This is a genomic window from Haemophilus seminalis, assembly GCF_006384255.1.
Lineage (GTDB): Bacteria > Pseudomonadota > Gammaproteobacteria > Enterobacterales > Pasteurellaceae > Haemophilus > Haemophilus seminalis.
In genome coordinates, this window is record NZ_VCED01000007.1 from 50,089 (window position 1) to 68,547 (window position 18,459).

At 38.7% G+C, this 18,459-nt stretch carries 15 protein-coding genes and 2 pseudogenes; 7 read left to right on the plus strand and 10 right to left on the minus strand.

Annotated elements, in window-relative coordinates; all coding sequences use genetic code 11:
• Positions 1 to 13 precede the first annotated feature (13 nt).
• From hemH to ydiJ, 3 genes are read right to left on the minus strand one after another with little or no spacing between them, the layout of a single operon-like run.
• Entirely contained in the window at positions 14 to 1,000 is a 987-nt protein-coding gene (gene hemH / locus FE813_RS08930; protein ID WP_139990276.1) for a ferrochelatase, read from the minus strand.
• A complete protein-coding gene (locus FE813_RS08935) occupies positions 997 to 1,413 on the minus strand; it encodes a hotdog fold thioesterase (RefSeq protein ID WP_048954097.1) in 417 nt (138 codons plus the stop codon). The genes hemH and FE813_RS08935 overlap by 4 nt, the downstream gene beginning before the upstream one ends.
• 13 nt (positions 1,414 to 1,426) lie before the next feature.
• Complete coding sequence (gene ydiJ, locus FE813_RS08940) at positions 1,427 to 4,510, minus strand: D-2-hydroxyglutarate dehydrogenase YdiJ (RefSeq protein WP_139990277.1); 3,084 nt, start codon at positions 4,508 to 4,510, stop codon at positions 1,427 to 1,429.
• Positions 4,511 to 4,889: 379 nt separating this feature from the next.
• Between ydiJ and ompA the strand changes: the two genes are divergently transcribed.
• Both ompA and grxD read left to right on the plus strand, forming a co-directional pair.
• Positions 4,890 to 5,972, plus strand: coding sequence for a porin OmpA (gene ompA, locus FE813_RS08945; protein ID WP_048954095.1), 1,083 nt, complete (start codon positions 4,890 to 4,892; stop codon positions 5,970 to 5,972).
• A 152-nt stretch (positions 5,973 to 6,124) separates the two neighbouring features.
• Positions 6,125 to 6,454 (plus strand): Grx4 family monothiol glutaredoxin, encoded by a 330-nt coding sequence (gene grxD, locus FE813_RS08950; RefSeq protein ID WP_048954094.1) that lies wholly within the window; start codon positions 6,125 to 6,127, stop codon positions 6,452 to 6,454.
• A 60-nt stretch (positions 6,455 to 6,514) separates the two neighbouring features.
• On the opposite strand, the pseudogene pta reads toward grxD, so the two are convergent.
• The 3 genes and pseudogenes from pta to FE813_RS08960 form a co-directional block, all read right to left on the minus strand.
• Positions 6,515 to 7,564 (minus strand): annotated as a pseudogene (pta, locus tag FE813_RS08955) (phosphate acetyltransferase); the annotation flags it as partial.
• Between the two features lie 72 nt (positions 7,565 to 7,636).
• Positions 7,637 to 7,963, minus strand: a pseudogene (locus FE813_RS10880) (AAA family ATPase); the annotation flags it as partial.
• A gap of 65 nt (positions 7,964 to 8,028) precedes the next feature.
• Positions 8,029 to 9,234: an acetate kinase gene (locus tag FE813_RS08960; RefSeq protein ID WP_048954092.1), complete on the minus strand. Its 1,206-nt coding sequence runs from the start codon at positions 9,232 to 9,234 to the stop codon at positions 8,029 to 8,031.
• Between the two features lie 220 nt (positions 9,235 to 9,454).
• Here FE813_RS08960 and yfbV point away from each other — a divergent pair, with 220 nt between their 5' ends.
• From yfbV to purF, 3 genes are all read left to right on the plus strand, one after another.
• Complete coding sequence (gene yfbV / locus FE813_RS08965; protein WP_048954091.1) at positions 9,455 to 9,898, plus strand: terminus macrodomain insulation protein YfbV; 444 nt, start codon at positions 9,455 to 9,457, stop codon at positions 9,896 to 9,898.
• 86 nt (positions 9,899 to 9,984) lie between these two features.
• Positions 9,985 to 10,476 (plus strand): CvpA family protein, encoded by a 492-nt coding sequence (locus FE813_RS08970; RefSeq protein ID WP_005626270.1) that lies wholly within the window; start codon positions 9,985 to 9,987, stop codon positions 10,474 to 10,476.
• Between the two features lie 10 nt (positions 10,477 to 10,486).
• A complete protein-coding gene (gene purF / locus FE813_RS08975) occupies positions 10,487 to 12,004 on the plus strand; it encodes an amidophosphoribosyltransferase (protein ID WP_139990278.1) in 1,518 nt (505 codons plus the stop codon).
• A gap of 66 nt (positions 12,005 to 12,070) precedes the next feature.
• Here purF and FE813_RS08980 read toward each other — a convergent pair whose 3' ends face one another.
• Together FE813_RS08980 and argR are read right to left on the minus strand one after the other, a co-directional pair.
• Complete coding sequence (locus FE813_RS08980; protein WP_048954089.1) at positions 12,071 to 12,961, minus strand: TIGR01777 family oxidoreductase; 891 nt, start codon at positions 12,959 to 12,961, stop codon at positions 12,071 to 12,073.
• Positions 12,961 to 13,416, minus strand: coding sequence for a transcriptional regulator ArgR (argR, locus tag FE813_RS08985; RefSeq protein ID WP_005638679.1), 456 nt, complete (start codon positions 13,414 to 13,416; stop codon positions 12,961 to 12,963). The genes FE813_RS08980 and argR overlap by 1 nt, the downstream gene beginning before the upstream one ends.
• 207 nt (positions 13,417 to 13,623) lie before the next feature.
• Here argR and mdh point away from each other — a divergent pair, with 207 nt between their 5' ends.
• Positions 13,624 to 14,559: a malate dehydrogenase gene (gene mdh, locus FE813_RS08990; protein WP_005634845.1), complete on the plus strand. Its 936-nt coding sequence runs from the start codon at positions 13,624 to 13,626 to the stop codon at positions 14,557 to 14,559.
• An 85-nt stretch (positions 14,560 to 14,644) separates the two neighbouring features.
• Here mdh and lysS read toward each other — a convergent pair whose 3' ends face one another.
• A complete protein-coding gene (gene lysS, locus FE813_RS08995) occupies positions 14,645 to 16,153 on the minus strand; it encodes a lysine--tRNA ligase (protein ID WP_050838325.1) in 1,509 nt (502 codons plus the stop codon).
• Positions 16,154 to 16,265: 112 nt separating this feature from the next.
• Positions 16,266 to 17,364 (minus strand): peptide chain release factor 2 gene (gene prfB / locus FE813_RS09000; protein WP_139990279.1). Its coding sequence is split into 2 segments (ribosomal slippage): positions 16,266 to 17,288 and positions 17,290 to 17,364, totalling 1,098 coding nucleotides; the frame shifts between segments, so codons are not numbered across the junction.
• 132 nt (positions 17,365 to 17,496) lie between these two features.
• On the opposite strand from prfB, the gene dsbC reads away from it, so the two are divergent.
• The gene (dsbC, locus tag FE813_RS09005) at positions 17,497 to 18,186 is read left to right on the plus strand and encodes a bifunctional protein-disulfide isomerase/oxidoreductase DsbC (protein WP_139990280.1); all 690 of its coding nucleotides are present in this window, start codon (positions 17,497 to 17,499) and stop codon (positions 18,184 to 18,186) included.
• Positions 18,187 to 18,459 lie beyond the last annotated feature (273 nt).

Genomic DNA, 18,459 nt, shown 5'->3' on the forward strand with positions numbered 1-18,459 from the left:
TTTTAGAAATGTTTTACTCTTTCAATGAGGGAAAGATTTTTGCCAGGAGCAGTTTTCCCATCATTTCAATATGTTGTGGTTCTGCATTGAGTGCCGGAATATATTGGTAAAATTGTCCGCCATTAGTGAGAAAATTCTCGCGGTTTTCCTCATCAATTTCTTCAATAGTTTCTAAACAATCAACCGAAAAACCTGGGCAAATGACGGCTATTTTATGAATACCTTGTGATGCTGCATTTTGGAGAAATTTATCCGTGTAAGGTTGTAACCATTCTTCTCGCCCAAAACGTGATTGGAAGGTTATTCCCCATTGGTTTTCGGTCAATCCCAACTTATCTACAATAGCAAGCGTTGTCTGTTTGCAGTGTTCACGGTAGTAATCACCCATATTTTCATAACGTAATGGGATACCATGATAAGAAAATAGCAAAAACTCATCGGGTTTTAACCGCGCTTTTATGGAATTGGCTAAGGCGTTAATGTAATTTTCATCAACATGATAAGAATGAATAAAATCGAACGGTACCATTCCCCGCTCTTCTTTAAGGGCATGGGCAAAGGCATCAAATAGCGCGCCTGTTGTTGTACTAGAATATTGTGGGTAAAGGGGGAGTACAATAATTCGTTCAACTTTATTTTTAAGTAAATTTTTCACCGCACTTTGCATTGATGGGTTGCCGTATGTCATCGCAATTTCTACTTGAGCATCAATATTTTGCTTATTTAAATAGGCTTGTAATGCATCTTTTTGTTGTCGTGAAATGGCAAGTAAAGGCGAACCTTGCTCTGTCCAAATTGCTTGGTAATTTTTAGCGATACGTTTTGAACGTAATGGCAAAATAACAGCCTTGAGTAATGGATACCATTTGTAAGGAGATAAATCGACTACTCTTGGGTCGGTTAAAAATTTCCATAAATAACGGGATATAGCAGATGAGGTGGGCGCATCGGGTGTCCCTAAATTGGCTAAAATAATCCCTATTTTTTGATTTGCTATCATAAGTTTAGAATAGAAAGTGTAAGTCGAGAAACGCAGCAAAGTTTATCTTGTTCATCACGAATGTCAATTTGCCATACGTGGATATTTCTATTTAAACTAATAGGCGTAGCCTTTGCTGTAACAATGCCTTGCTTTACTGAACGTAGGTGATGGGCATTAATATCAAGTCCCACTGCAATTTTATTTTCTTCTATTGCAAGGTATCCAGCCAATGAACCTATCGTTTCTGCTAATGCAACAGATATTCCGCCATGTAATAGACCAAAAGGTTGGGTTGTACGATGATCCACAGGCATTGTCGCTTCAATCCAATCTTCGCCAAAAGCAGAAATTTCAATGCCAAGATGGCTAACGGCACTGTTGGAGCAAAGTTGATTTAAGTTTTCGAGCGTGAAGTTTTTTTGCCAAATCATGATATTCCTTTCATTACGCTAAAATTTCTAATAATGCCTGCACAGGGTGTTTTAGCACCACATGTTCATAACGTTTTACCTGACTGCGGCAAGAATAACCGGTTGCTAAACAAAAGTGCGGATCTTTTCCGTGCAGTTTTTTATGCCACGATACATCGTAGATTTCTCGGCTCATTTTTTGATTTTGCACTTCATGTCCAAATACACCTGCCATACCGCAACATCCTACTTTTTCTACATTCAGTTGTTGCCCAAATCTTCCAAAAATTTCTTGCCATTCTTTTGGGCTGTTCGGCATAAAGGTAGATTCCGTACAATGCGGGAATAAATACCAATCGGAAGTGCGGTCAGTTTTTGCGATGTTTTTCAGTTTATCTTGTAATGTCGTATTTTGTAAGCGTTGTTTTAACCATTCGTGAGCAGTGAGAACGTGGAAATCGCCACGTTTTTCTTGTAGTGCTTCCTTGTATTCATCTCGATAAGACAGCACGATGGCTGGATCAACGCCTACAAGTGGAATGCCTAATTTTGCCATTCGATTTAAAAACTCGGCTTGGTTTTGTGCTGTTTTGCTAAAGTGTTTTAAGAAACCTTTAATGTGCATTGCTTTGCCGTTTGGTTTAAATGGCAACAGAATTGGTGTGAAGCCTAATTTCTGCGTAAGCATAACAAAATCGCGTACCACTTTCGCATCATAGTAAGATGTGTAAGGATCTTGCACAATAAATAAAATATCGTTTTTTTCTACCGCACTTAGACCTTCCAATTCTTCCAAGGATTTGCCTTGATAATGAATTTCCACCAGCTGTTGTTGCAAATTGGGTTCAGAAAGCAAGGGCAAATCAGTCATGCCTAGTGTTTTTTCCACTAATGTTTGCGTGACTTTTAGCTTGGTAAAATAATTAAAGAATTTTGCCTGCTTTGCCATATAAGGCGCAGCGATTTCTAAATTTGCCACAACGTGATCTTTTACTGGGCGTAAGTAGCGGCTGTGATAAAAATGAAAGAATTTCGCACGGAAACTTGGTACATCAATTTTAATCGGGCATTGACTAGCACAGGCTTTACAAGCAAGACAAGTATCCATTGCAGCTTTCACTTCGTGAGAAAAATCATAATCCCCTCGCCATTTTTGAACCGTATTGCTTAGTCTTTTCACAAGTGCGGTTAATTTTATTTCTGTTTTACAGAAGTCTAATTGTTCGGGCGAAACATTTTCATTTGCCATCAATCGAAGCCATTCTCGAACCATAGCTGCGCGACCTTTCGGCGAAAATACACGATTTTTACTGACTTTCATCGATGGGCACATGATGCTGTGTTCATCAAAATTGAAACATAAACCGTTTCCATTGCAGTTCATCGCCCCCTTAAATTCATCTCGTATTTGGATAGGAATTTGGCGATCCTTATCAGCCCGCATTGGCGAAAGAATAGAATAAAGTTCCTCTTCGGAATCCAAAGGCGTACAGATTTTGCCGGGATTTAAACGATTGTTTGGATCGAATAAGGTTTTGATATAACGAAGTTCGTGCCAGAGTTCTGGGGTAAAGAATTTTTCGCCGTAATGGGAACGCACGCCTTTTCCGTGCTCTCCCCAGAGTAATCCACCATATTTAATCGTAAGTTCGGCGACTTCATCTGAAATTTGTTTGAATAATTTCACTTGTTCTTTATCGCATAAATCAAGCGCTGGGCGAACGTGTAATACGCCCGCATCCACGTGACCAAACATGCCATATTGTAAATGGTGCTTGTCTAATAAAGTGCGAAATTCACTAATGTAATCCGCAAGATTTTCTGGGGGGACACAAGTATCTTCTACAAACGGAATCGGTTTGGCTGCGCCTTTTGCGTTACCAAGTAAGCCTACTGCTTTTTTGCGCATTGCATAAATACGTTCAATAGAAGGTAAATCTGAGTAAACTTGATAGCCAATAATGTGATCTTGGTTGTGTTCGATTTTTTCATCAAGTGAGCGACAAAGTGCGGTGACTTGGCGGTCTATTTTTTCTTTATTATTACCAGCAAATTCCACAATATTTAAACCAAGAATTGGATCTTCTTCATCTTCTGTAAGAAGTTCATTCACCGAGTGCCAAATAATATCTTGTTTAGCGAGATTTAAGACTTTGGAATCAACGGTTTCCACAGAAAGCGCATTGGCTTTCACCATAAAAGGTGCATTGCGTAATGCTGCATCAAAAGAACGATATTTAATATTGATGAGCGTGCGATACTGCGGAATAGGCAGAAGATTGAGTTTGGCTTCACAAATAAATGCGAGAGAACCTTCAGAACCAGTGAGAATTCTGGTGAGATTAAATTCACTTTCATCTTCATTAAATACATTTTTCAGATCGTATCCCGTTAAAAAACGGTTAAGTTGTGGCAGATCTTTAATGATTGCCGCTCTTTTTTCTTTACAGTGTTGTGCAATGGTTTGATGGAGTCTTTTGCTACTATCACTTAATTCAAGCGTATCGATGTTTTCTAAAACATCAACAGAATTGACAGCACTGGTATCTAAAATCTCACCGTTCATTAATACTGCGCGTAATGCCAAAACATGATTAGAGGTTTTACCATATTGCAATGAACCTTGCCCAGAGGCATCCGTATTAATCATTCCACCTAACGTTGCTCGATTGCTGGTGGATAGCTCTGGGGCAAAGAATAAACCATGTGGTTTTAAAAATTGATTAAGTTGATCTTTTACTACGCCTGCTTGTACACGAACCCAACGTTCTTTGACATTGAGTTCTAAAATAGCAGTCATATGGCGAGAAAGATCCACTATTATATTGTTATTGATGGATTGTCCATTTGTGCCAGTGCCTCCACCACGAGGAGTAAAGGTGAGGAATTGATATTCAGGTAAATTTGCCAATTTGGTTATACGTACTATATCAGCAACAGTTTTCGGAAAAAGAATCGCTTGAGGAAGCTGTTGGTAAACGCTGTTATCCGTAGCAAGACTTAATCTATCTGCATAATTTGTAGCGATATCCCCTTCAAAATGTTGTTTTTTTAGTGCTTGGAGATAGTTAAGGACATCTTGTTCAATTTGTGGAGTGCGATTTAGACTTGGCAACATAGCATTTAACTCATTTAAAGCTATAAATACAGGGTGTTCTCGATAATATCTTAAGGAGCGCACAATGTCGAATTAGATTTTGAGCGTTTTGAAGAAGCGTTTTGTGGAGTAAATTAGTCAAGAATAGTGTATTTTTGGATAAAAAATAAACAAAAAGTTCAAAAAAATTTGATCTTTTGAATTTTTATAGGATAATAATCGCACTTTTGAACGTTCCTTTGGCGTAAACAAAGGAATTGAATTTGTCAAAAGGTAACAATAGGGCAAATTCAAAACCCTAGTTAAGCAAATGCTTTGAGTGTAACTTTCCCTAAAAGTTCCATTATAAGCAAGGAAACTTTTCTTATTAATAAACGATGACTAAATAGAGGACATCAAAATGAAAAAAACTGCAATCGCATTAGTAGTTGCTGGTTTAGCAGCGGCTTCAGTAGCTCAAGCTGCACCACAAGAAAACACTTTCTATGCAGGTGTTAAAGCAGGTCAAGCATCTTTCCACGATGGTATTAACAAAAACAGTGTTATTGCTAACAAATTAAGTGTTAATGATTATGGTTATAACCGTAATTCTTTCACTTATGGTGTATTTGGTGGTTACCAAATCTTAAATCGTGATAACTTAGGTTTAGCAGTGGAATTAGGTTACGATGATTTTGGTCGTGCAAAAGCGCGTGAAGCTGGTAAAACTGTTGCTAAACACACTAACCACGGTACTCACTTAAGCTTTAAAGGTAGCTACGAAGTGTTAAATGGTTTAGATGTTTACGGTAAAGCAGGTGTGGCTTTAGTACGTTCTGACTATAAATTCTACGATAAGACAAATGGTGCTCGTGATCACGAAGAAGGTCGTCACAGCTTACGTACCTCTGGTTTATTCGCAGTCGGTGCAGAATATGCAGTATTACCAGAGTTAGCAGTTCGTTTAGAATACCAATGGTTAACTCGCGTAGGTAAATTCCGTACTCAAAATGCTCACAATAGCTCTGTAGATTACAACCCATGGATTGGTTCTATCAACGCTGGCGTTTCTTACCGTTTCGGTCAAGGCGCAGTAGCTGCACCAGCTATGGCTCCTGAAGTTGTAAGCAAAACTTTCAACTTAAACTCTGATGTAACTTTCGCTTTCGGTAAAGCAAACTTAAAACCACAAGCTAAAGCAACTTTAGATGGTATCTACGGTGAAATCGCACAAATCAACAGTGCTAAAGTAGCTGTTGCTGGTTACACTGACCGTATCGGTTCTGATGCTGGTAACTTAAAACTTTCTCAACGTCGTGCAGACACAGTAGCTAACTACTTAGTACAAAAAGGCGTAGCAACTAACGCAATCTCTGCAACTGGTTACGGTAAAGCAAATCCAGTGACTGGCGCAACTTGTGACCAAGTTAAAGGTCGTAAAGCGCTTATCGCTTGTTTAGCACCAGACCGTCGTGTTGAAATCGCAGTTAACGGTACTAAATAATTTTAGTATTCGTTTAACGAAAGATTAAATACAGAAAAAAAGGCTTAAACTTCGGTTTAGGCCTTTTGTTTTATTAAGATAATAATCCTAGAATTTCACTCAAGTTTTAACTTGTGGTAGAATTCAATCCTCTTTTATTCGTGGGGAACATTATGGAAACCTTAGACAAAATTAAAAAACAAATTAGTGAAAATCCAATTCTTATCTATATGAAAGGCTCACCTAAATTACCATCTTGTGGTTTTTCGGCGCGAGCAGTAGAAGCACTGATGAATTGTAAAGTACCTTTTGGTTATGTTGATATCTTACAACATGCTGATATTCGTGCTGAATTGCCTGTTTATGCGAATTGGCCTACTTTCCCACAACTATGGGTCGAGGGAGAGTTAATTGGTGGGTGTGATATTATTTTGGAAATGTATCAATCTGGGGAGTTGCAAACTTTATTAAATGAAGTTTCTGCAAAACATGCACAAAATTGATTAATCAATAAAAAATCCCGCATTCTTTTAAAAGTGCGGGATTTTTTTAGCTTGTTTAGACTATTGTGTTGCTTGAATTGCAGTTAATGCAATAGTGTAAACAATGTCATCGACTAATGCGCCACGAGATAAGTCATTAACAGGTTTTCGCATACCTTGAAGCATTGGACCTACCGCAACTAAATCAGCAGAGCGTTGAACTGCTTTATAGCCGATATTACCCGCGTTGATATCAGGGAATACAAATACATTTGCTTGACCCGCTACTTTAGAATTTGGTGCTTTAGAAGCTGCCACATCTTTCATCACAGCTGCATCGTATTGCAATGGACCATCAATTAATAAATCAGGGCGTTTTTCTTGTGCAATACGGGTTGCCTCTTTTACTTTCTCGACTGATTGACCCGCACCAGAAGTACCAGTTGAATAAGAAAGCATTGCCACTTTTGGTTCTAAACCAAATGCTTTTGCAGATTCGGCTGATTGGATTGCGATTTCAGCTAATTGTTCCGCTGTAGGTTCTGGATTTACCGCACAGTCGCCATAGACTAATACTTGGTCTGGTAATAACATAAAGAATACAGATGAGATAATTGAACTGCCAGGTGCTGTTTTGATGATCTGCATCGGTGGGCGAATAGTGTTTGCCGTTGTATGAACGGCACCAGAAACTAGACCATCCACTTTGCCAGCTTCTAACATCATGGTGCCTAATACAACGGTGTCTTCTAATTGCGCGCGAGCTTGTTCTTCAGTTAAGCCTTTAGATTTACGTAATTCAACTAAACGAGCAACGTAGTTTTCGCGTACGTCAGCTGGATTGATGATTGTTACGTCAGCACTTAAAGTCACGCCTTGTTCTGCTGCGACTTTTTTCACTGATTCAGGATCCGCTAATAATACTGATTTTGCGATACCACGTTCAGCACAGATTGCAGCCGCTTTAACAGTGCGAGGTTCGTCACCTTCTGGTAATACGATAGTTTTGCCTGCTTTGCGTGCTAAATCAGTTAATTTGAAACGGAATGCAGCTGGAGAAATACGTGCTTTACGAGCAAGTGGTGCAGAGATTGCCGCAACTAATGCTTGTTCATCGAAGGTTTTAATTTTTCCTGCTTGTGCACCAAATACACCTAATATATCAGCGTTGTTCACACCACCAAATTCTGAAGCAACGGCTTCTATTAATGTGCTTTCTTCATTGTTTGCTACTAAGATGATTTGTGCATCTAAGGTTTGCGCAATCGCAAAGTTTAAGCTATTTGCAAAAGGCGCTTGAGCTGAAGGTTGAACACCTTTAACAACCACTAGATTTGCATTTAATGCTTGGAAATCAGCAACGATTTTTTCTAACAACACGTCTTTTTGATTATTTGCGATGAATGCTTGAGCGGCTTTTACATCTTCTACTGCATTGAATATAACCGCATTTGTTGTTTTAGCGATTTGTAATGCTGATGCTAAATTGGCTTCTGTGCTAGTTGGAATAAGAATAACTGCTTTAGTCATTTTGATATACCTTTTAATAAATGAAAAAAACCTGCTGATTTTTCAGCAGGTTTGATGGAAGTTGATTAGCCCGCTAAACGTGCGGTATCTTGAGCGATGACTAACTCTTCATTAGTTGGAAGTACAATCGCTTTAAATGCAGAATCATCAGTAGTGATTACGCCATCTTTACCGAAGCGTGCCGCAAGATTGCGTTCGTTATCCACTTTAATACCAAATAATTTTAAGTGATTTAATGCTAATTCACGAACATGAGCGGAGTTTTCACCGATACCACCCGTAAATGCAATGGCATCTAAGTGATCATCGCCTAATACCGCCATATAAGCACCGATGTATTTTGCTAAACGGTAACTATAGACGTCTAATGCACGTTTTGCTTCAGGCTTAGACAGATCGTCGTAGTTATCTTCTGCATAACGACAGTCACTGGTTACCTCAGTTAAACCTAAAAGACCGGATTTTTTCACTAAAGTCTCTTCGATTTGTTCCATTGACATACCTAAGTTTTTGTATAGGTAGAATACTATTGCAGGGTCGATATCACCACAACGAGTGCCCATTACTAAACCTTCTAACGGAGTTAAGCCCATTGATGTATCAATACATTTACCGTTACGAACAACAGAAACAGACCCCCCATTACCTAAGTGACAAATAATCGTATTGACTTGGTCTGCAGGTTTACCTACATATTCAGCGACTTCACGAGAAACGAAGTAGTGGCTAGTACCGTGAGCACCATAGCGACGAACAGCGTGCTCTTTATAGAGTGAATATGGAAGCGCATATAAGAATGCTTCTTCAGGCATAGTTTGGTGGAAAGCAGTATCAAATACGGCAACATTCTTATCTTTTAAATGTGGGAAGGTTTTAAAGGCTTCACGAATACCGATTAGGTGAGCAGGGTTGTGAAGTGGGGCAAATTGTGCTGCATCTTCAATACCTTTAACCACTTCATCTGTGATTACAACGGATTGAGTGTATTTTTCACCACCGTGAACGATACGGTGACCAATCGATGTGATTGAGTTTTTAAGCTCATCAGTCATAATGTTTGATGCAATGAAGTCAAGTGCTTCAGTATGTGCTGCACCTGCACCTAAATCTGCGCTCCCTTTCTCACCGTTAAGTTTCCATTTAATGCGAGCTTCTGGAAGGAAAAATGCTTCAGCTAAACCAGATAATTTTTCTTCACCTGTTGCTGGATCAAGGATTGCAAATTTTAATGAAGAACTACCACAGTTAAGGATTAGAACAAGTTTTGACATAGGAACCCTATATTTGATTAAAGTTAATGAAAATCCACTCAGTTGAATGGACTGAAAAAATCGGACATAGGATACACTTTTTGACAAATAAAATAAATTCGTCTATGCATAAAAATTCATCAGGTTATTAAATTTTTTGAAAATTTAAACTTTTTGGGTAAGGTGACAAAATAATATAAAGTGGGGTATGATAAGTGCGGTTATTTTAACGAGCATTTTTATGGCATTTTTTTCCATTTTAAAACAGGGACAAGTTTATCTTAATACTTGGCCGCAGGAGGCTAAGTTAGGCATGATTTTCCCTGAAAACCGTATTATGAAAGCCACGAGTTTTGCACAAAAATTCATGCCCTTTGTTGCTGTATTTGCAGTGGTGTGGCAACAGATTTATGCAAAAAATGATTTGATGGCCTTTTCTATTGCAATTTTGACCTCACTTTTTGCCTTGCTTATTCCTTTTCAAGGTCTTTATTGGCTTGGTAAGCGTGCGAATTCGCCATTAGAAAATCAAAGTGCGGTATGGTTTTATGATATTTGCGAACGCTTAAAACAACTACATGAACCCTTGCCTTTTGTGCAAGATCAACCGACATACCAACATTTAGCAGAAGTCTTAAAGAAAGCTCAAAGCAAATTTGAACGTGCTTTTTGGCAGGAAATTTAGTTTACGCAAACGTTTTCTTTTTGGCTTTATTTTTGTAAAATACCTCGGTCGTTTTAAACGGCCGTTTTTTATTGAGAGATTATTTAATGATCGATTACATTATTATTGGCATTATCGCTTTTTCTATTCTTGTCAGTTTATTACGCGGTTTTGTTCGCGAAGTGCTTTCACTCGGTAGCTGGGTTGTAGCATTTATTGTAGCAAGCCAGTTCTATCCTTATCTTGCAGCTTATCTTACGCAAATTGAATCAATGTATATTCGTAATGGAACCGCGATCGGGATTTTATTTGTACTGACTTTAATCGTGGGTGCCATAGTAAATTATGTGATTAGCCAATTAGTAGATAAAACTGGTTTAAGCGGCACTGATCGTGTTTTAGGTGCGATTTTTGGTTTAGTGCGCGGTGCACTGATTGTCGCTGCGTTATTATTTTTCATGGATACCTTCACCAATTTTGAACAAACTGATTGGTGGAAAGAATCTCAATTAATACCGCACTTTGGTTTTATTATTGAATGGTTCTTTCAACAACTTCAGGCTAGTTCAAGTTTTTTAAATCCAACGCTTAATCAATAAGGAACACAAAATGTGTGGTATTGTCGGTATTGTTAGCCAAAGTCCGGTTAATGAATCTATTTATGCGGCATTGACGCTTTTGCAACATCGTGGGCAAGATGCTGCGGGCATTGTGACGGTTGACGATGAAAATCGTTTCCGCTTACGCAAAGCTAACGGTTTAGTGAGTGATGTGTTCCATCAAGAGCATATGCTACGGTTGCAAGGAAATGCTGGGTTGGGGCATGTTCGCTATCCTACAGCAGGGAGTTCTAGCGTCTCAGAGGCGCAGCCTTTTTATGTGAATTCTCCTTATGGTGTCACTTTGGTGCATAACGGCAATTTAACCAACTCAGTGGAGTTAAAAGAAAAGGTCTTTAAAACTGCCCGCCGTCATGTAAACACTAATTCAGATTCCGAACTTCTTCTAAATATTCTTGCAAATCACCTTGATCACATTCCTCAAGAGAAACTTGATCCAAAAGATATTTTTAATGCTGTTAGTCAAACTCACAACGATGTTCGTGGTGCTTATGCTTGTTTAGCGATGATTATTGGGCATGGCATGGTTGCGTTTCGTGATCCTTTTGGTATTCGTCCTTTAGTGTTGGGTAAACGCGAAGAAAATGGCAAAACTGAGTATATGTTTGCCTCTGAAACAGTTGCTTTAGATATTGTGGGTTTTGACTTTGTTCGCGATATTGCCCCTGGTGAAGCTATTTATGTGACGTTTGATGGTGAGCTTTATTCGCAACAATGTGCCGAAAGTGCGGTGCTAAATCCTTGTATTTTTGAGTATGTTTATTTTGCACGCCCAGATTCAACAATTGATGGTGTCTCTGTTTATGCTGCACGTGTTCACATGGGGGAAAAACTCGGACAAAAAATTGCAAAACAATGGGCGGATGAAATTGATAATATTGATGTGGTGATTCCCGTTCCTGAAACCTCCACAGATATTGCGTTACAAATAGCTCGTGTACTAGGGAAACCTTATCGCCAAGGATTTGTGAAAAATCGCTATGTCGGTCGTACGTTTATTATGCCGGGACAAGCGCAGCGTATTAGTTCTGTTCGTCGCAAATTGAATACCATTAAAGCTGAATTTAAAGATAAAAATGTCTTATTGGTGGACGATTCTATCGTTCGCGGTACAACCTCTGAGCAAATTGTTGAAATGGCTCGCTCAGCTGGCGCGAAGAAAATTTACTTTGCCTCTGCTGCTCCAGAAATTCGTTATCCGAATGTATATGGTATTGATATGCCGAGTCGCGATGAACTGATCGCTTACGGTCGAAATGTTGATGAAATTGCGCATTTGATTGGCGTAGATAAACTAATTTTCCAAGATCTGACCGCACTTACCGAATCTGTTCAATTAGAAAATCCGGCTATTCGAGGATTTGATTGTTCAGTATTCACTGGCGAATATATTACAGGCGATATCACGCCAAAATATTTAGAAAAAATTGCAAGTCAACGGAACGACAGTGCAAAGAAAAAACGTGAAAAACAAGCATCTAATCTTGAAATTTATAATGAACAATAAATGGCGATAAGGCGAGATATTTAGTCTGATAAAAAATCACCGCATTAAAAAAGTGCGGTGATTTTTTTATTTGTTTTTTAGGATATCTTTTAGATAGTTTTCGCAATCAGAATATTGAAATTGGAATCCAGCGTTGAGTAATTTTTCAGGCACAACATTTTGGCTTTCTAGTAATAGATTCGCTCGTTCGCCAAGAATGAAATGTAATATCCATTTGGGAATGATTGCAAAGGCAGGGCGCTTTAATATTCCAGCCAAAGTGCGGTTAAATTTATGCTGTTTTATAGGATTCGGGGCGGTGAAGTTAAATGAGTCTTGGCACTCTGAATGATCGAGTAAAAATAAAATGCCATTGACCATATCTTCCAAAGCAATCCAGGGAAAATATTGCTCTCCATTGCCTAGTTTGCCACCAAGTCCCCATTTGTATAAAGGCAACATTTGAGCAAGGGCACCTCCTTTCTTAGAAAAGACCATGCCTGTTCGAATCAAACAAACCCTCCCATTAGCTTGTCGCGCAATATTTTCCCAATCTTGGCATAATTGTGCGGTGAAGGTTTTTGCTGTTTTGCTTGTTTCGGTAATTTTTTGTTCGTCTTGATCGCCATAAATTCCAGTCGCTGAACCTGAAATAAAAATAGGGTGTTGTTGATACTGATTGATGAATTCAACTAGTTGAGTGGTAAGGCTTAAACGACTTTCTCGTAAAATAGATTTTTGCTTTGTCGTCCAAGCTTTATGAAAAATCGGCTCACCAGCAAGATTGATGATGGCATCAAACTGTTCTTGTAAATCGAGTTCTGAAAGTGCGGTAATAAATTTGATATTTTTTTGCTTTGAGATAGTGTGCGGCGTACTTGAGCGCGTTAAGATCGTCACTTGTTCATTGCGTAAGCAGAGTTGTTCAACAAGTGCTTTGCCGATAAGTCCCGTGCCCCCAGTTAATAAAATGTTCATTACAGCGCGTTTTCAAATAAACGTTGAACATTTTTGAGTAAATCGACAATTTTTGTACCACGCGTTGGTGTGATAAAAATTGTGTCATCGCCTGCGATAGTGCCTAAGATGCCTTCTGATTTTCCAATTGAATCGAGCAAGCGAGCGATGAGTTGTGCCGCACCTGGAGAAGTCTTAATGACAATTAACATATCATTGTAATCAACGTCTAATACAAGATTTTTTAATGGACTACTGGTATTAGGAACACTTAATTCACCTGGTAAGCAATAGACCATTTCCATTTTGGTATTACGGGTGCGAACAGCGCCAAATTTGGTGAGCATTCTTGATATTTTTGATTGATTAATGCCTGTAAAGCCTTGTTTTTTTAAGGCATCGACAATCTCACTTTGAGAGCCAAAGCGTTCTTGATTGAGTAATTCTTTAAAAGCGCGAGTTAAATTGTCAGTCATTTTTATTTTTCAATAGTCAAAAATTTGCATAAGAATTGCATAAAAATTCATTTTCAGCAACTTGAATGTGAATAAAAGCAAAGAGAAGGAAAAAATTACCTCAGAAATGTGAACTAGATCATAGAATGATATTTCTCTGTTTGTAATTGTGAGATGAAAATTTTAAAATCAGGTCATCTTAAATTAACTAACACATAAGGAGTATTTATGAAAGTTGCAGTATTAGGCGCCGCAGGCGGTATTGGTCAAGCATTAGCGTTATTACTAAAACTTCAATTGCCTGCTGGTTCAGATTTAGCATTATATGATATTGCCCCTGTTACCCCAGGTGTTGCAGTGGATGTGAGCCATATTCCAACTGCAGTGAATGTGAAAGGTTTTTCTGGTGAAGATCCAACGCCTGCACTTGAAGGTGCGGATGTTGTATTAATTTCTGCTGGTGTTGCGCGTAAACCTGGTATGGACCGCTCTGATTTATTTAACATTAATGCAGGCATTGTTCGTGGTTTAATTGAAAAAGTCGCGGTTACTTGCCCGAAAGCATGCGTTGGTATCATTACTAACCCAGTAAATACTACCGTTGCGATTGCTGCAGAAGTATTGAAAAAAGCAGGCGTTTATGACAAACGTAAATTATTTGGTGTGACAACTTTAGACGTGTTACGTTCTGAAACCTTTGTGGCTGAATTAAAAGGTTTAAATGTTTCTCGTACGAGCGTTCCTGTTATTGGTGGTCACTCAGGTGTGACTATTCTTCCATTACTTTCTCAAGTTCAATATGCTGAGTGGAATGAAGATGAAATCGAACCATTAACAAAACGTATCCAAAATGCAGGTACAGAAGTGGTCAATGCAAAAGCTGGTGGGGGTTCTGCAACGCTTTCAATGGCGCAAGCTGCAGCGCGTTTCGCTCGTTCTTTAGTGAAAGGATTGAGTGGCGAGACAGTTGTTGAATGTACTTATGTTGAAGGTGATGGCAAATATGCTCGTTTCTTCTCTCAACCAGTTCGTTTAGGCAAAGAAGGCGTAGAAGAAATTTTACCAATTGGCCCATTAAGCAATTTTGAACAACAAGCCTTAGAAAATATGTTGCCGACTTTACGTGCAGATATTGAATTAGGTGAAAAATTTATTAATGGTTAATCATTAAAAAAATAAGGGGAGCGTTAGCTCCCTTTTTCATGTTTAGATAAAAAGCCACCAAATGGTGGCTTTGTTTGTATCTTTATTATTTCTGACGCATTGCAGGGAATAAGATAACATCACGAATTGATGGTGCATTTGCATAAAGCATTGCTAGACGGTCGATACCTAAACCTTCACCGGCTGTTGGTGGTAAGCCGTGTTCTAGCGCAACAACAAAGTCTTCATCTTTAAACATTGCTTCATCATCGCCCGCTTCTTTCGCAGCCACTTGTGCATCAAAACGTTCATTTTGATCTTCCGCGTCATTTAATTCTGAGAAACCATTACCGATTTCACGGCCACCGATAAAGAGCTCAAAACGATCTGTCACATCTGGATTTTCATCATTACGACGTGCAAGTGGCGAAATTTCCGCAGGGTGAGCCATTAAGAAGGTTGGCTGAATTAAGTGATGTTCAGCCACTTCTTCAAAAATTGCATTGACAATGCTACCTAAGCCCCAAGATTTTTGTACTTCAATACCTAAGCGTTCAGCCGTGGCTTTTGCACGATCAAAATCATATAAATCTTCTTTTACGATACCTTTGTCTGCACCATATTTAATGGTTGCATCGTGTAATGTAATACGTTCGAATGGTTTACCAAAATCAAATTCGTATTCGCCGTATTTCACAATGGTAGTACCAAGAATATCAATCGCTAATTTACGAAGAAGTTCTTCGGTGTTATCCATTAAATCATGGTAATCCGCATAAGCTTGGTAGTATTCAAGCATGGTAAATTCTGGATTATGGCGAACAGAAACCCCTTCATTACGGAAGTTACGGTTTAATTCAAATACTCGTTCAAACCCACCAACAACTAAGCGTTTTAAATAAAGTTCAGGTGCGATACGCAAATACATATCCACATCTAATGCATTGTGATGGGTTACGAAAGGACGTGCAGATGCACCGCCTGGAATCACTTGTAACATTGGCGTTTCCACTTCCATAAAGCCTTTAGAAATGAAATATTCACGAATACCCGCGACAACTTTAGAACGAATAATAAAAGTGCGGCGAGATTCTTCGTTAGAAATTAAATCTAAATAACGTTGGCGATAACGAACCTCTTGGTCGGTTAAACCATGGAATTTGTCTGGTAATGGGCGAAGTGCTTTAGTTAAAAGTTGAACTTCAGTGGTTTTCACTGTGAGTTCATCTGTTTTTGTTTTAAATAAAGTGCCTTTAACGCCAACGATGTCACCTAAATCCCAAGTACCAACATCATCTTTATAAACGCCTTCAGGCAAATTATCGCGTGCAACATAAAGCTGGATTTTACCGCTCATATCTTGAATGGTGATAAACGTCGCCTTACCCATTGCACGGCGAGTCATAATACGGCCAGCAACTTGTACTTCAATGCCTTTCTCTTTTAAGATTTCACCGTCTTCTGCATCATATTGATTGTGCAAATCTTGTGCGAGAGCATCACGACGAAACTTGTTTGGAAAGGCATTACCTTTTGCACGTAATGCTGCTAATTTTTCACGACGAACGAGCATTTCGCCATTGAGATCTAATTCTTTAACTTCTTGTTCTGACATGTTGTTTACCTTTAATTTTAACTTTAAAAATACCTTTAAAAATAACCGCACTTTGGGGTTATTTCTTATGATGGGATAAGTAACGCGTCTTTACTTATCCAGCAAATCATGATTAAAGCCCAGCTTTTAAACTCGCTTCAATAAATCGATCTAAATCACCGTCTAATACGGCTTGCGTATTACGGTTTTCCACGCCAGTACGCAAATCTTTAATGCGTGAATCGTCTAATACATAAGAGCGAATTTGGCTTCCCCAACCAATGTCGGATTTATTATCTTCCATTGCTTGCTTATCTGCATTTTTCTTCTGTAATTCAAGCTCATACAATTTCGCTTTTAATTGTTTCATCGCTTGATCTTTATTTTTGTGCTGTGAACGATCGTTCTGACATTGCACAACAATACCACTTGGCATATGGGTAATTCGCACCGCACTTTCAGTTTTGTTTACGTGCTGTCCACCAGCTCCCGATGCACGATACACATCAATACGTAAATCAGCGGGATTGATTTCAATATCAATATCGTCATCAATTTCAGGATAGACAAATGCCGCGCTGAACGATGTGTGACGACGGTTATTGGAATCAAATGGACTTTTACGCACCAAACGATGAATACCAGTTTCTGTTCGTAACCAACCAAAAGCATATTCACCGCTCACTTTAATCGTTGCCGATTTCAACCCAGCTACATCACCGTCAGATACTTCCATCAGTTCTGTTTTAAAACCTTTGCTTTCAGCCCAACGGAGATACATACGGAGCAACATTTCTGTCCAATCTTGAGCTTCCGTACCGCCAGAACCAGCTTGTAAGTCCACATAGCAATCGCAAGCATCATGTTCGCCACTAAACATTCGACGGAACTCTAATTTTTCGAGTTGTTGTTCGAGTTCATCTAATTCAGATACCGCTTCATTGAAAGTGTCTTCGTCTTCTGCTTCGATGGCAAGTTCTAATAATCCATCAACATCTTCTAAACCTTGTTCTAAGTTTTTGATGGTATTTACAACTTGTTCTAAAGAAACGCGTTCTTTACCAAGCGCCTGGGCTTTATCTGGATCATTCCAAACATCTGGCTGTTCTAATTCGGCATTGACTTCTTCTAAACGCTCAACTTTGGCATCGAAGTCAAAGATACCCCCGAAGCACCGAAGTGCGGTCGGATAAGTCGGTGATTTTATTTTTTACAGGATTGATTTCAAACATAATAAATTCACTGTGTGATAAAGTGTGGAATTATATGCTATTTTCTGATTTTTGGATAGTTTGACCTTGCAGAAATTAGCAATCTCTCTATAATTTCAGACTTTCTTGCTCAAGCTAATTTAGGAACAAAAAATGAAGAAAATTCTTACCGCACTTTTGTGCGTGGCTGCGGCTAATGCAATGGCAAACGATGCCACGATTAAAAGCAAATTACAGTCTCTTGGCGCATCAAATATTGATGTGAAATCCTCGCCAATTTCAGGTATCAAAACTGCCGTAACAGATCAAGGCGTACTTTATGTGACAGAAGATGGAAAATATGCTTTCCAAGGTAAACTTTACGAACTTACAAATAATGGCCCTGTTGATGTGGCGGGTAAAATTTTAGTGGATAAACTTAATTCTTATAAAAATGAGATGATTGTTTACCCCGCTAAAAATGAAAAGCATGTTGTGACGGTATTTATGGATATTACTTGCCATTATTGCCATTTATTACATCAGCAATTAAAAGAATATAATGATCTTGGTATCACCGTGCGTTATTTGGCTTTCCCTCGTGCGGGCATGAATAACCAAACTGCACAACAAATGGAAGCTATTTGGACGGCAAAAGATCCTGTTTTTGCTTTAAATGAAGCAGAAAAAGGCAATTTACCGAAAGAAGTTAAAACCCCAAATGTGGTGAAAAAACATTATGAATTAGGCGCACAATTTGGCGTAAATGGCACACCTAGTATAGTTACCTCAACTGGTGAGCTTATTGGCGGTTATTTAAAACCAGCTGATTTATTGAGCGCACTTGAAGAAACCGCGAAATGATTTTATAATGAAAAGCAAGGGGCAGATGCCTACCCCTTGTATTTAGTCGGTTATGCTTAATATGCTGGGGAGCTTAAAAGCATTAACAATACGAAGACTATGATATAACTACATAATTTAGGCATTATTAAAATCCTTAGCTGACACAATAGTTAGACTAATGGTCAGTAGGGCTTTTAACCCCTGTCAGCATTCAGGGTTAAAAGCCCTGACCGACGGGAAAAGTATAGATAAAAGAGCTGTTGATTTCAACAGCTTTTTGCTTTTAGATAT